This is a genomic window from Bacillus sp. TH19 (assembly GCF_016651075.1).
In the GTDB taxonomy this organism is placed as follows: domain Bacteria; phylum Bacillota; class Bacilli; order Bacillales; family Bacillaceae_G; genus Bacillus_A; species Bacillus_A mycoides.
Genome location: NZ_JAEKEO010000001.1, coordinates 477,406 through 492,899 on the forward strand (window position 1 = coordinate 477,406; position 15,494 = coordinate 492,899).

Sequence of the window (15,494 nt, forward strand, 5' to 3'; positions counted from 1 at the left end):
AATAAAAATTAGAAAAGGAAGTAGATTAGTGATTAGTCAGAAAACGAAAAAAAGATTTAATAAAGTTATTATAATTACCGCAGCATGTAGCATGTTTTCTATGTTTGGAACGTCTATTTCGCACACTAAAGCAGTAACACGTTCAGCTGCTCCTTCAGTTTATGTGAGTCCACAAAATACAGCTTCCTCAGATATTATTAGTATAGACTGGTCACCAGTTCAGACTGCACCTTATACGTATTGGGCTGTACACAACTGGAATGCAGGTGGTGAAGCTGGAGGATATGCTGGTTTTCAACAACAAAGTGGGTTTGATGAAAATGGAAAGCGTACTTTACATTTTGCCTTATGGGATCCAATTGCCTCTAAAGAAGCAATAAAGGCCGAATACTTATCTCCGAATTCACAAGCTGGACTCTTTGGAGGAGAAGGAACAGGACTGAAGGTTCAAACAACTTATGGTTGGAAAGACCACAATTGGTACAGAATGACAATGCGTTCATGGCAAGAAAATGGTCATACTAAATTTGGACAATGGATGAAAGATGTAACAAAGAATAAATGGCATCTAATTGCAATTATGGACTTTCCGGTTGCTAATGTTGCATTTAATCATGGATTAGGAATGTTTCAAGAAGACTGGGCTGGTAATGGACAGGATGTTCGAGAAGCACGCCTAAAAAATGGTTATAGTCGAAAGTTATTAGATAAACAATGGAATTCTTGGAATAATCAAAGTATTTCTGGACAGCATGATACTTCTTATCAATATGATGGAGGAGCGACTTCAGAATATGTATGGGTCAAAGCAGGAGGTAATACTCAATCTACCATTGGAACAGGAAAAATATTCACACTAAATCAACCTACTCAACCTGAAATAGGAAAACTAGATTTTGATATACAATCTATATATTATGAAAATGAAAAATTAAATGTATCCTGGAAACTAAAAGAAAATAGCACACCACAATTTAAAGGTAAAATTGAAATTTATAATGATGAAAATATGACAGGACAACCAATCGAGATAATTGATAATATTAAATCTTATCAAAGTGAGATTAGTCAATCTATACTATTATCTACAAATGCTTATGCAAAAATTATATTAACAGATTTATTTGATCAAACTGTTGAGAAAAAGGTACAAATCAAAAATGAATCTCCAAACATTTTAGAAGGTAACGAATTTGCATGGTCGCTAAAAGGGATTGGAGATTTTGAATTTGCGAAAGTAAATTTAAATAAATCAACAGAAGAAATGCAAATTGATTTAAAAGCAGGTGTACCACATAACTACTTTGATAGTACATATGCAAGTATTAAAGTGCAAAACACATCAGGTAAAGTAGTATATAACAAAGAGATTTATGGAAATAAGCAACAAAATGCTGAGCAAGCCAAAGTTCCGGTAAAAGTAGGTGATTTTATCGAATTCACACATTTAGAAGGAGCGAACCGAGCTACTATTACAAATATGGAAAAGAACATTCAGGAAAGTTTTGGGAATAAAGCGGTCTATGAGATTACAAAAGAGGGATTGAAGAAAGTAGATAAAATTGTTAATCCGAAACCAGATACAGAAGCTCCCACACAACCACAAGGATTATATGCAAGTAACGTTACTTCTAACAGTGTAGAGCTAAAATGGAATTCTTCTAGAGATAATGTAGGTGTAAAAGAATATCAGGTATTACGTGATGGACAACTAATTCAAACGGTACAAGGAACGATGTTTACTGATCAAAACTTAACAGCTAACAAGGAATATAAATATGCAGTGAAGGCTGTAGATGCAGCTGGGAATACATCAAATCAAAGTAACATTCTTCTGATAAAAACAAAAGATCAAAATGTATCTTATGAAAAATGGGATCCGAGGAAGGCATATACAAAGGGCGACAAAGTAGAACATCAAGGGAAAGTGTATGAAGCCGTTCAAAATCATCAAGGAAATGGTGATCCGAATTGGATATTTGCCTTATCGTTATGGAAACCACTTACTTTGAATTTTTAAGTTGATGGGCGTGGGAATACCACGTTATAAAATGAAATTCGATAAAGGTAAAATTAGTGAAAGTTATAGGGACTAAGGTGTATTCCACTATGTCAGCCAGTTGCGAAAGGTTAGGAAACTACCAAATTATATTCATGTTGGCTGTTTAATTCCTCATGCCTTTAAGTATGGAAATTATTTTATATAAACGAGAATCATGCAGCAGTCAAAGGTCAAAAACAAAAAAGGGGGAATTATTTTGAAAAGGATTTCATCTTTATTATTAACAATGCCGATTATTTTAGGAAGTATTGCTACGATTCCGCATACAAAGGTTTCAGCTGAAACAATATCATTCAATCAAGAAACATTCACTTTAGAAACATTGAACCAACAGACGGATCAAGCAATTACAAATGGTAATTTTGAAGCTCATTTGAATAATCTCACAGCATATTTGAATGGAAATGTTGGGGGTATGACTGAAGAGAACTTGAAAAAGAAGCTTGCAGACCCAGTATTTGCAGCAGCTTTGGCTCAGTGGCAATTCATATCACAAACAGGTGCTGCAACAATGGCTACATTTGCTAAAAAAGATGCTAACCATCAGAAATTTCTTGGCTGGGCTATGAAAAATACAGGTGTCATGAATACCTATCTTGAAGGTGGTAGTCCAACTGGAAAAAATCCTGTAAATGCACTTGAGATATGGAATACAATCTGGAATGCGGATGCAAATTCTCACGAAGGATTGTATTTAAAACTAGCGATAGCTACATCGTTAGCTCATGCTGAACCTATAAAATATTGGACAAACAATCAACCTATTAATCCATTAACAAGGTACCAACATTATAAATCAGCAGATCAAAATAATGAGTTACTTCCTTGCTTTAGAACATATGATGTTTGGCATTTAAGGTTAGTAGTGAATACTTGGTCACCAGAAGAAGATTTAACTTGGGCAAGGAATATGATTAATACGGAACATCCAGAACTTAAAAATCAAGATAAGGTAGGGGAAAGTGCATATTTGATTAATTATGTAACCCATAACAAAGATGGAGTTAGCATTCACGCTGGAAATGATGCATTCTACGGTTTAGGTTGGAATCTTTCTTCCATTTACAGATTTGGCGGGGTATGCGGTAATATTTCGAAGTTTGGTACGCAAGTAAGCCAAGCCTTTGGAGTGGCAGCTATGCCTGTTGGACAACCTGGACATTGTGCACTCATATGGAATAACAAACCATCTTCTTGGAATTTAGGAAATGATATATCCGGATGGGGTGAATCGAGCCGTCATGATGCAACTGTTATTCCTTGGTCAGATAATAGCCCGACAAATCAAGTACCGTATATGCTACTATTTGAAAATGCTGAACGTGACCCAGTAAAACTAGATCAATCAGAGCGATTACGCTGGTTAGCGAAAGCGATCACTTCAGCAGATAATAAAATTGCAATTTATAAAATATCCACCAATATTTTACCAATCAATTTTTTAGTATGGAAAGATTACGTTTCTCTTATGTTACAAAATCCAAATGTAACAGATGCTGAGTGGAAAGAATTAAATAACAGTATCATTTCTGTTTTTGCGAATGAACCGCGACCGATGATGGATCTTCTTACTCAAATAAAAAGCCATGTACCAAATACAGATGATATCTTGGAAGGAAAACAGTTTTCATGGTCACTGAAAGGGATTGGAGATTTTGAATTCGCAAAAGTAAATTTAAATAAATCAACAGAAGAAATGCAAATTGACCTAAAAGCAGGTGTACCACACCATTACTTTGATGGCACATATGCAAGTATTAAAGTGCAAAACACATCAGGTAAATTGGTCTATAACAAAGAGGTTTATGGGAATAAACAGCAAAATGCTGAATCAAAAACAGTCCCAGTAAAAGTGGGCGATTTTATTGAACTTACACACCTAGAAGGTGAAGAGAGAGCAACGTTAATAAATTTAGATAATAATAAGCACGAAAGCTTTGATAAAAAGGTAATGTATGAGGTTACAAAGGATGGCCTGAAGAAAGTAAATCAAATTGTTAATCCTAAGCCAGATACAGAGGCTCCAACACAGCCACAAGGATTATATGCAAGCAATGTTACTTCTAACAGTGTAGAGCTAAAATGGAATCCTTCTTCAGATAATGTAGGTGTAAAAGAATATCAGGTATTACGTGATGGACAATTGATTCAAACGGTACAAGGAACGACGTTTACTGATCAAAACCTAAAAGTTAATAAGGAATATAAATATGCAGTGAAGGCTGTAGATACAGCTGGAAATACATCAAATCAAAGTAACATTCTTCTGATAAAAACAAAAGATCAAAATGTATCTTATGAAAAATGGGATCCGAGGAAGGCATATACAAAGGGCGACAAAGTAGAACATCAAGGGGAAGTGTATGAAGCTGTTCAAAATCATCAAGGAAATGGTGACTCAAATTGGATATTCGCTTTGGCATTATGGAAGCCACTAACATAGGGGTCTAATATATATTGAAACTACGCCCAAATGTTGAGGGTAATTATGGGGTTTCCCTCATTCCCATTAAGCTAACATTTTGAAGTGCCTCCAAAACGGAAATTACAGCCAATAAAATAAAGTGGTTTTCCAATGTTGGGTTCCGTGAATGTTACCTATTGAAAAAATGATTTATAGTAATAACATAGACATTTGACGAAAGGGCACCGAATGCATGGTTGCCCTTATTATTCTAAAAGTTCCTTTATAATTTCTTTTATATGCTTAGTGGGCTTATCAACATGGTTTAAATAATAATTTTCAGTTATGACAAGACCTGGTCCTACTATTGAACGAAGAAAAGGTGATATCTTTCCTGTGTAATCATTAATAGTTATGCATTCAGTATCTTCATTCATTAGAATGTTATATTCACATGCTATTTCTAATACAGGCTTTCCTTCATTATTTATCATTTTTCGAGAACTGATGGATTCAATAAGCGCATTACTTTGTTCGATTTGAAAACTATCTGTATTAGCCAAATCGTAGGAAATAATGAAAGCTATACCTATTGCGTTAATCATAGATTTCCTCCTTTAGTAGTTTTGCTTACTAAAATATAATAATATATATTAAAAGTAAACAGTATGAGAGCAAGTGATGTATGGTTGCTCTTTTTTATACGAAATATCACCTGCCGTAATGGATTATATAATAACAATTTCAGACATAAAGATAATTCAGAGGCATACACTTATATAGAACGGTTGCAAATATAATTACCGATATTCTTTGCGAGAGAGCACTTAAGGAGAGTGCTCTTTTTCATTTTCACACTTTAAAGGAGACAAGCATATAGTATAAAACAAGTTATATTTCATCTAATCCCTTTTTTACCAAAGTACTCGCGGAAACGAGTGCTGTTATTATGTCACCTTTTGATAAGGACAAGTATAGGGACAACCCTACGTTGTTCCTTATTCACTCATATCTAACTCCTTATCACATTAAGAGAATCCTTGTGTAGGATGCTCTTAATGTGATAAAACAATTTTTACACCAAAAAAGAAAGGCTTGATACATATGACGTATACGTCCGTTTTAATGATTATTGGAAAGTAAACTTCTATTCAAAAGTTTATTTTCGCAGCATTTTAGTATATATGCGGTTGCATACATCGAATTAGCCTTAAGCATTAGCAGTTTAATTCTAGGGATAATCGCCCTAATACTTAAGATCTGGTCTAAACGAACAATATTTGTAATTTCATTTGTTTTATTATATTGTGCTTATTTTAGGACTAGATTAGAAATAAGCAGGATTTTACGAGTGGATTATTGTAATAGGACATATTCTACCGTCATTGTGAGGAGTTGATTTTTTGGTTAATCTATTGGAAAATACATTCCAATTATCAGCAATAATACTACTCTTATGTTCATTTTATTATTACAGGCATTTTAAAAAGATTAAGAGAGAAAGAATACTAACTTCATTTGAATTTTCAATTTATATCATAACCCGAGTTGCATTTTTTCTTTGTGCAGGTAGTTATCTACTTTTGTTCTTGGATAAAAATTATTAAACAACCAGAAGCTATTCTTGAATAAAGAACAGCTTCTTTAAGGCAACGAAGGTATTTAAAACATGGAGATACTCTCTCAAAACGCGTTCGTTGGTTCTGGTGCAAAAACTTAAGGACAATTGCAATGAATCTATAAATCTTGGACATACTGTTACTATGACTTTAAAAAGGGTGCGTGATTGGTATGGAAAAGGAAAATGTATTCAAATGGAAGCGTTATCAGCCTGATATTATTTTGTTAACGGTAAGATGGTACCTACGGTACAACCTCAGTTTTCGTGATTTGGTGGAAATGCTAGAAGAACGGGGTTTATCCATTTCTCATACAACGATTATGCGTTGGGTTCATCAGTATGGTCCTGAATTGGACAAACGAATCCGCCGTCACCTCAAACAAACAAATGACTCTTGGAGAGTCGATGAAACATATATCAAAGTAAAAGGTCAATGGATGTATCTGTATCGTGCTGTTGATTCGAAAGGAAACACAATTGATTTTTTCCTAAACAAAACAAGAGACCAGAAGGCTGCAAAGCGCTTTTTCAAGAAAGCTTTGCGGTCTTTTCATGTTTCAAAGCCACGTGTTATAACAGTCGATAAGAACCCGGCTTATCCTATAGCAATTGAACAGTTGAAAAAAGAAAAAAGAATACCTGATGGTATGCAATTTAGACAACAAAAGTACTTGAATAACATAGTAGAACAAGATCATCGCTTTATAAAGAAGCGAATCCGTTCTATGTTTGACACAGCTACATCCATTCTTTCTGGAGTAGAAGCCATGCATATGATTAAAAAAGAGCAGCTTGATTTACGGGACCAGTCTGTCCAAAATCAGAAAGAATTCATCCATCAATTGTTTGGACTTGCAGCATAAGATACGATTCCGTTAGGAATATATGTGCTTTATTCTCCTATATTTTATTTTTGCACCAGAATCATGAGAAGGGAGTATGTGTCAATTTTACCGTTGTGAGCGGCAATAACAAAGTAAAACTGCCGAAGAACGGAACGGTTGTATTTGCTGGCGCGCCGAACTCGGAATTTGCAATCACGTTGAACTAGCTACAATTCTAGATGGACTTCAACAAAACCAGTACGACACAGAAGAGGTGTTTTGCTGGTTTTGTTTGTATTTACGTATGATCTTTACGAAGAGGCTTTCCACGAATAATATCACGCTCAAACTCTGCAAGAACAGCTAGCATACCAGTTCTGGGCAATCATCTTTTGCCCCACTCATCTTCTCGGTGTAAATACGTTCGCAGCCGGCATTATGATGTACAAGCCCTATACGATGCAGGAATTATCCGAGGTGTTTCGGCTACTAAGTTTAACCAACATGGCACACTCACACATCAACAGGCTGCACTTGTGTTAGAACGAACACTAGAATATCTAGGTGTAGAAAAAGAGTCAAATACAGGGCCCTACCACATACCCATCAACCTAAGATTTTGAAATAACCCCCAAAACGAAAATTTTATATCCCTACAGTTATTTATGAAAGTTCAATTCATTTTTTCATTTTGGGGAACAACCAACTTCTTAAGTTGATGGGCATAGCACCGTACATCCATCAACTTAAGAAGAATAAACGCCACCAAAACAAAAAAAGCCCCAAATTTTTCTTGAAAATAAATTAGGGCTCTTGAACCAGAAAAGTATATTTTTAACTATGAAAACTACGATAAATTTTTCCTTTTTTCCTACTTGCTAAATTCAGCAAGTAAAATATTTTTAAAAGGATCAGGATTGTCAGCTTTTCCTAAACTGTTAAAATTGACAGCTAACGTATGCTTACCTCCAAGTGTACCTCCAGCAAAAGTACTAAACCCTGGAATGCCACCTGAGTGCCCCCATATCGAGACACCGTTTGGAAGCCTAGTTTCATAGATTCCAAGACCATATCCGACGATTTCAGCACTTCCTGTAGGAACTGTAGTAAGCATTTGTTTTAGTTGCTGTTCCTTCAGTAATTTACCACTGAGTAAGTAAGAGAAGAATTTGTTTAAGTCGTCAGCAGTAGAAATCATATCTCCAGCCGAGCTACCTATACTTGGATTATAATACGTAATGTCTTTTAGCTCACTTGCTCCGTCTGGTTGGAAATATCCACGGGCATGGTTGGTGCCTGGAATAACGCTTGAATTGCCAGGTAGAAATGTATTTGACAATTCAAGTGGTTCAATAATTCGATTTTCAATCTCTTCCGCATAGCTGTTTCCAGTTACTTTTTCGATAAGGATACCCAGTAATACGTATCCTGTGTTTGAATAAGACCAGCCCTTTCCTGGGGCAAAGTCTGGGGGCAGCGAAAGTCCAAACTTCACTAGATCTTCAGCAGTAAACGATTTATTTCTATTCTTAAAAAAATCAGCTTCTTTTGTCCTTGAGTATTCAGCGATACCACTTGTATGGTTCAATATCTGCCGGATAGTAATCTGTTTAGCATCATATCCGTTTCCTTGAATAACACCAGGCAACCATTTTTCGATGGAATCGTCTAGATTCAGGCGATTCTCTCCAGCTAATTGAAGTACAACCGTTGCGGTGAACGTCTTCGTTACGCTGGCAATACGAAAGCGAAAATCTGTTTTCATTGGTTTCTTGGTGCTCAGATTCGCTACCCCAGCGGCATAACCCCACGTTTTTCCACCCTCATAGGTTTTAACAAGTATCCCCGGGAATCCAAGATGCAATGTATCTCGCATTGCTTGTTTGACGGAATTACGATCTCGTTGAGTGCTTGTGTGTGACGAACTAGATACATTTTCAGTGGACTCTGCTGTTACAATTGATGTTGGTGTTGTGTATAACAGGGAACTCCCAGCTATTAAAATGGCAAGACTTGCACATGTAATTTGACTACGTGTTTTCATAAGGCATTCCTCTCCTCTATTCATATTGTATAGGTGGTTGCTTGCTGTTTCATACTAACCACACAGCTATCATCTTCACCGATTACAAAAGGTCAACATTGAATTTGTAATCATCTTCATAAGTATTATTTTACCAACGCCATTCTGCCCTAACAAACGGTAAATCTCTCTTTTTCCACATGTTTGTAAACCACAGAAATTACTTCTTTTCCTTGAAACACTTTTGTTACTAGTTTGTTTTTCATATATAAGTCATATCTGTTCCGCCTTTCACGCCTCGTAATATTTTTATCCTATACAATGAAACTCTCTTTTTCCTTACCCATTCCTTACAAATTTCTTACGTTCAAAATAGATTCTATTTATTAATATTATTTAAAATCTGCGATACGATTTAATCTTAATTTAGTTGTTTTATAGAAATATTTCTGGTTTTCAGAAAATAATAATCGGAATATTCATTGTTTTCTATATTATTTTTAGAAAATAATCCCATTAATAGGAGTGTTATGATTTAATTGTTAGTCAATATCTCACTTTTAGAGCGTTAGTGTCTTTGAGAAAGTCTAAGCAAGCTATTGATTTCATTACCATCACAAACGAACTGCAAAAAAAGAATAGGGTTGAAGAGGCGGGAGAAGTCTCTTATTCCACCCAATTAGTTTCTATCGTCCCTATTTAGTAAACTTAAGGAGCTCGTTTTTATGAAAACTACCGAATCAAAAAGTCTATGGGGAAATACAATTTATTTACAAGTTTTCTCTGCATATTCACTGCTTATGCTCGGAGTATTTATTGACATGTTAGCCATTATGACCATTGTTAGTTTTGAATGGGAAGTAGACCCCATCATGATTGGATTAATTCCTGTTGCGTATGCACTTCCTGGGATTATATTTAGTTCATGGGCAGGCGTGATTGCTGATCGCTTTAGAAAAATTCCAATTATGATGTTTTGTAATCTAATGGTTGGTTTATTAACAATTGTTCTTTTATTTGTCCAAAATATTCATTGGCTTTTGTTAGCATTAATGGTTCGTTCCATTTTCACCGTTTTTTACTATCCTGCACAGCAAACACTAACACGACAGATTGTTTCTCCTGATCTGCTTACCAAAGCAGTAAGTATCAATGGGATAGTTGAGCAAGGAACCAAGATACTGGGCCCACTTATAGGAGGAATGTTGCTGAGCTGGTTTCAGCCAGAGTTTTGTCTGATTATAAGGGCAATATGCTGTTTACTAGCTGCTTTGGTTCTGTTGCCCACAATAAGGTTACAGGAATCTCTGTCAAGAGAACATATAGAAAAGAAACAGCAAAGTACTTGGACTGCTTGGTTACAAGGCTGGGGTTATGTATTATCCAATCGGATGATATTATCAACCATGATTTTCTTTACAATAGCTATGGCAGTATTACAATTAGTAGACTCACAGTTCCCTACTTTATTTAAGAGCTTGTTCCCAAATGATAAGAGTAAAATGGGATACATCATTTCTATTATTGGTCTTGGGGGAATAATTGGCGCATTCTTAACTCAGAAATTAAAACATTTTCAATATGGTTGGATAATATGTGGAGGTATTGCTTTAATGGGAATTGGCTTTGGAGGAATCAGTCTGATAACTCTGATAAGTCCTGATGCATCCCTCATTTTTGCCTATCTGATCAGTTTTATAGCTGGTATTGGAAGTGGACTTATGTTTGTATCCAATCAAGTCATTCTACAAATAGAATCTCATCAAGAACAGGTCGGAAGAGTATTTGGGATTCAAAGCAGTTTAGCAAATGCAGCCCTCATTATTTCTCCTGCTATGAGCGGTCCACTGGTTCACTTCTTCGGAGTAATTGAACTCTATTTTTATGTGGGTATTGGGCTCATCATCATTGCAGTAATTGGGGTTGCACTACAGAAATATTTATGGGTTACACATAAACAAGAACCTGTAAGAGTAAATAATTTTTGAAGGGAAGATTTTTTATGGCCAATGAGGAATGTTATCCGTTAAGTCATCCACAGAGGAGAATATGGTATACAGAAGTTATTCATTCCGGTAAAGGGATATGTAATTTAAGGTTTTTGTTTAAACTTCATAGAAAAATGGATTATTTAAAATTAAATCGAGTTGTGAATCGTGTTATTAGTGAAAATGATGGTCTTTGCATCAGATTAAAAGAAAATGGGCATCAGGAACCTGAACAATATTTTATTAAACATGAAGAACAAGAATTTGAGTTTTTCGATTTCAGTTCCGTGGAGGATTCAGATTTACTTGAGAAATGGATTGAGCAGAAAACAAAAGAAACGTTTACATTATTTAATTCAGATTTATACTATTTCGCTTTAATAAAATTAAACGATAATGAATGTGCAGTCTTTGGGAATGTTCATCATATTATCATGGATGGTTTATCAATCCAAATATTTACCAGTCAGATTGCAAAATATTATTATGAGATGCATAACGAGACTGAGGAAGGCGAAATTAGAAATTCATATGTTCAATTTCTGGCCAATGAACAAACATACTTGAATAGTATTCGCTTTCAAAAAGATCAAAAATTCTGGTTAGAGGAATTTAAAACAATTCCATCTGTGACGGGATTGAAGCCTTATAATACGTACCAAGTTAGTACCAAAGCATCACGTGAAACGTTTATATTATCGGAGTATTTGAAGAAAAAGATAGAGTTATTTTCTGAAGATTATAAATTAAGTGTATATTCTCTTTTTGTTGCTGCTTTCTCATTGTCTATGTATCGGTGGACCTCATCGCTTGATATTGCATTAGGAATGGCTTATGGCAATCGTATGACTAAAATGGAACGGGAATTAATTGGAATGATGGTGAGTACGGTTCCTCTAAGAATGGATATGGATCCAGAAGAAGAAGTACTTTCATTTATTGGTAGGGTGTCCAGAAAACAAAGTAAATCATTACGACATCAGAAATACCCATTTGATTTGTTATTAAAGCAGATTAATAAAGAGAATAACAGCAATGTTAGACTTTTCGGAACTACGATTGATTATAGAGATCGTGATGAAAGTGGTGACTCACTTTGGATTCCAAATGGTGAAGAAATGCAAGATTTTGCAGTACATATTGAGAATTTGACTGATATAGACTCTTTACAAGTACATATTGACTATCGTAAAGAGCTATTTTCTAAAGAAGAGATAAACCGCTTTTTTAAAACCATGTTAGCAATATTAGAAAATACATTTAAAAACCCAAAGCAAAAGGTTTCTGAGATTGAAATTATTTCAGAAGAAGATAAAAGAAAAAGTTTAGTAGAGTTCAACAATCCTAAGCTTGATTTTCCACCTCAAGTAACTATTCATGAATTGTTCGAACAGCAAGCGATGATTTATCCAAATTCTATTGCAGTTACGTATGAAAAAGGAAAAGTTACTTATAGGGAGCTAAATGAACGTGCAAATCAGTTAGCTCATTATCTGCAGAAAAAAGGAGTAGGACCTGATACTTTAGTTGGGCTGTGTGTTGAACGTTCTCTAGAAATGATTGTAGGTATTTTAGGGATTTTGAAGGCTGGTGGAGCCTATGTTCCACTTGATCCAACATATCCAGAGCAGCGACTTCAATATATTTTAGGGGATGCTGGCATTCAGTTATTCGTAACGCAAGAAAGTTTAAAAGAATTGAAATGGTTACCAGAAAATATTAAATCGATTTGCCTGGATCGTGATCGAGATGAGATTGAGCAAGAAAGTAAGACTTTACCGATTTCTAATGTAAATCCTCAACACCTAGCTTACGTAATCTATACTTCGGGATCAACAGGGAATCCGAAGGGCGTCATGGTAGAGCATCACAATGTTATTCGTTTATTTAAATCAACGGAATGTTGGTATCAGTTTAATGAAAAAGATACTTGGACGCTTTTTCATTCTTATGCATTTGATTTCTCAGTATGGGAAATTTGGGGAGCATTATTGTATGGTGGAAAACTGGTTGTTGTTCCTTACTGGATTAGTCGATCGCCTAAGGATTTCTATCAACTATTGGTAGAGGAAGAAGTCACGGTTCTAAATCAGACGCCTTCCGCATTTCGACAATTAATACAGGTGTGTGAACAAGAAGATGAGAATAAAAACTTGCAGCTGCGTTATGTGATATTTGGTGGAGAAGCGTTAGAACCTATTAGCTTGTTACCATGGTTTCAAAGGTATGGTGAGAAAGAACCGCAGTTAATTAACATGTATGGAATTACAGAAACTACAGTTCATGTTACATATTATCCAATTACTCTAGATGATGTGCAGCATGCTTCAAGAAGTAATATCGGAAAACGAATTCCAGATTTAGAAGTGTATATACTAGACGCCTATCAACAACCTGTTCCTATAGGTGTAGATGGTGAGCTTTATATTGGCGGGGCAGGGCTTGCACGTGGGTATTTAAATAGACCTGAATTAACAGCAGAGCGCTTTATATCTCATCCATTTAGTAGTGATTCGAAAGCAAGATTATACCGGACAGGAGACTTAGCGAGGTATTTGCCGGATGGGAATCTGGATTATCGTGGAAGAATTGATCATCAGGTTAAAATACGTGGTTTCCGAATTGAGATTGGGGAGATTGAGTCTACTTTAAATGCATATGCATCTATAAAAGAGGCAGTTGTAATTGTAAGAGAAGATCAACCGGGTGATAAACGATTAGTAGCATATGTTGTAGGAGATGGAAATGTAGGTGCGTGGAGAGAGTACCTTAAAGCGAAACTACCGAGCTATATGGTCCCTTCGGGATTTGTGACGATGGAAGCTATTCCACTTACAGCTAACGGTAAAGTTGATCGTGAGGCCGTACCTGTGCCGGAGGAAAGGCAGATTAAAAGTGAAGCTGTTGCCCCTCGGAATAGTAACGAACAGATACTGGCTACCATCTGGAAGCATGTGTTAGGTGTTAAAAAGGTGGGAATCTATGATAATTTCTTTGAAATTGGTGGTGACTCGATTCTCAGTATTCAAATCATATCTCAAGCAAGTCAAGTGGGGTTAAAACTTACTCCAAAGCAAATGTTTGAATGCCCAACCATTGCCGAGTTGGCACAAGTGGCTATAGAAACGCAGGGAGTGCAAGCGGAGCAGGGAATTGTGACAGGAGAAGTGCCCCTTACTCCAATTCAGTACTGGTTCTTCGAGCAAGAACATTCACGTCCGGAGCATTGGAATCAATCAATGCTTTTAAGAGTAAAAGAGAGATTGGACGTGAAGTTACTAGAAGGAGCGATCTTAAACTTACTAAAACATCATGATGCTTTACGTTTCCGGTACGAACAGTTACCAAATGGAACGTGGAGGCAGAGAAATGAAGGGACTGATGAGCATTCTGTACTTCATGTGGTAAAACGGAACAAAGCTAATCAACAAGCGTGGAATAAAGTAATACAAGAAGAGATGAACATTACTCAAACTAGTTTCAATTTAGTTACAGGTCCGTTAATGAGAGTAGTTTACTTTGAGGACACCTTGTCTGGAAATGATCGAATATTCTGGGTGATTCATCATTTAGTAGTAGATGGAGTATCGTGGAGAATTCTATTGGAAGATTTACAGGTGGTATATAACCAGATGAAACAAGGTCAAGGAGTTCGCCTACCTGCGAAAAGTACATCTTTTAAAGAGTGGTCGGAACGCCTGCAGGCATACAGTGATTCTGGTATTTCAAAAGAAGTACAAGATTATTGGAATGAACGGGTAGAAAAAGAAACGATGAAAATTCCAATGGACTATCCAATGCAAGAAACAACAGAAGAATCGATTGATCAAGTGACGAGGACTTTAGGAGTAGAAGAAACACATGCATTGTTACAAGAAGTTCCAGTGACTCATAAGACAAGGATAAATGAGGTACTATTGGCGGCATTAGGACAAGCTATCGTCGATTTTACAAATCAGCAAACGGTTTCTATTCATCTAGAAGGACACGGGAGAGAAGAGATGGTTGAAGGTATTGATCTATCACGGACAGTGGGCTGGTTCACGAGTATTTATCCTGTTCATCTGAATTTTCAAGGAACTAAAACACCTATTGAAGGATTAAAGGCTGTAAAAGATCAATTGCGTCAAATTCCGAATCGCGGAGTTGATTATGGTATTTTACGTTACTTGAAAAAAGAATTACTTCCGTTTTATCAGCAAAAGCCTTCAATAAGCTTTAACTATTTGGGCCAATTTGATCAAGTGTTTTCAAAAGAATCTTTGTTTATGCAAGAGACAGGGTTTACATTTTTAGATCATGCTCCAGATTCCAAGCCATCTCATCTAATTGAGGTTATCGGTATGGTAAAAGATGAGAAGTTACATTTTGTTTGGATATATAGTAGAGAACAGTTTTCTAGATTAAAAATTCAAGCGATAGCAGATGGTATGTTGAGGCATCTTCTTCAACTTATTAATAAACCAACAACAGAGTCAGCTTTTACAGTATCAGATTTTGCTGATGCTGAGGATCTTACGGAAGAAAGCTTGAGCAAAGTATTACTTAAATTAACAAAGAAGAGGGTGTAAA

General features: G+C 35.8%; 9 protein-coding genes. 7 read left to right on the top strand and 2 right to left on the bottom strand.

The window, feature by feature from the left end; all coding sequences use genetic code 11:
- Positions 1-28 precede the first annotated feature (28 nt).
- Positions 29-2,020 carry a DUF3472 domain-containing protein gene (locus tag JFU54_RS02210; protein ID WP_201063602.1) on the top strand — a complete coding sequence of 664 codons (1,992 nt, stop codon included), beginning with the start codon at positions 29-31 and terminating at the stop codon, positions 2,018-2,020.
- A 238-nt stretch (positions 2,021-2,258) separates the two neighbouring features.
- Positions 2,259-4,505, top strand: a complete 2,247-nt coding sequence (locus JFU54_RS02215; RefSeq protein ID WP_201063603.1) for a putative mucin/carbohydrate-binding domain-containing protein — start codon at positions 2,259-2,261, stop codon at positions 4,503-4,505.
- Between the two features lie 227 nt (positions 4,506-4,732).
- On the opposite strand, the gene JFU54_RS02220 is transcribed toward JFU54_RS02215, so the two are convergent.
- Positions 4,733-5,071 carry a hypothetical protein gene (locus tag JFU54_RS02220; protein ID WP_201063604.1) on the bottom strand — a complete coding sequence of 113 codons (339 nt, stop codon included), beginning with the start codon at positions 5,069-5,071 and terminating at the stop codon, positions 4,733-4,735.
- A 798-nt stretch (positions 5,072-5,869) separates the two neighbouring features.
- Here JFU54_RS02220 and JFU54_RS29645 point away from each other — a divergent pair.
- Positions 5,870-6,073, top strand: coding sequence for a hypothetical protein (locus tag JFU54_RS29645; protein WP_080448057.1), 204 nt, complete (start codon positions 5,870-5,872; stop codon positions 6,071-6,073).
- A 184-nt stretch (positions 6,074-6,257) separates the two neighbouring features.
- Entirely contained in the window at positions 6,258-6,950 is a 693-nt protein-coding gene (locus JFU54_RS02225) for an IS6 family transposase (protein ID WP_201063605.1), read from the top strand.
- A gap of 832 nt (positions 6,951-7,782) precedes the next feature.
- Here the strand turns inward: JFU54_RS02225 and JFU54_RS02230 are convergent.
- The gene (locus JFU54_RS02230) at positions 7,783-8,955 is read right to left on the bottom strand and encodes a serine hydrolase domain-containing protein (protein WP_201063656.1); all 1,173 of its coding nucleotides are present in this window, start codon (positions 8,953-8,955) and stop codon (positions 7,783-7,785) included.
- A 550-nt stretch (positions 8,956-9,505) separates the two neighbouring features.
- Between JFU54_RS02230 and JFU54_RS30315 the strand changes: the two genes are divergently transcribed.
- From JFU54_RS30315 to JFU54_RS02245, 3 genes are read left to right on the top strand one after another with little or no spacing between them, the layout of a single operon-like run.
- The gene (locus tag JFU54_RS30315; protein WP_003192741.1) at positions 9,506-9,637 is read left to right on the top strand and encodes a DnaB-like helicase N-terminal domain-containing protein; all 132 of its coding nucleotides are present in this window, start codon (positions 9,506-9,508) and stop codon (positions 9,635-9,637) included.
- A 22-nt stretch (positions 9,638-9,659) separates the two neighbouring features.
- Positions 9,660-10,922 carry an MFS transporter gene (locus JFU54_RS02240; protein WP_078205050.1) on the top strand — a complete coding sequence of 421 codons (1,263 nt, stop codon included), beginning with the start codon at positions 9,660-9,662 and terminating at the stop codon, positions 10,920-10,922.
- A gap of 14 nt (positions 10,923-10,936) precedes the next feature.
- Positions 10,937-15,493, top strand: coding sequence for a non-ribosomal peptide synthetase (locus tag JFU54_RS02245; protein ID WP_201063606.1), 4,557 nt, complete (start codon positions 10,937-10,939; stop codon positions 15,491-15,493).
- Position 15,494: the final 1 nt, after the last annotated feature.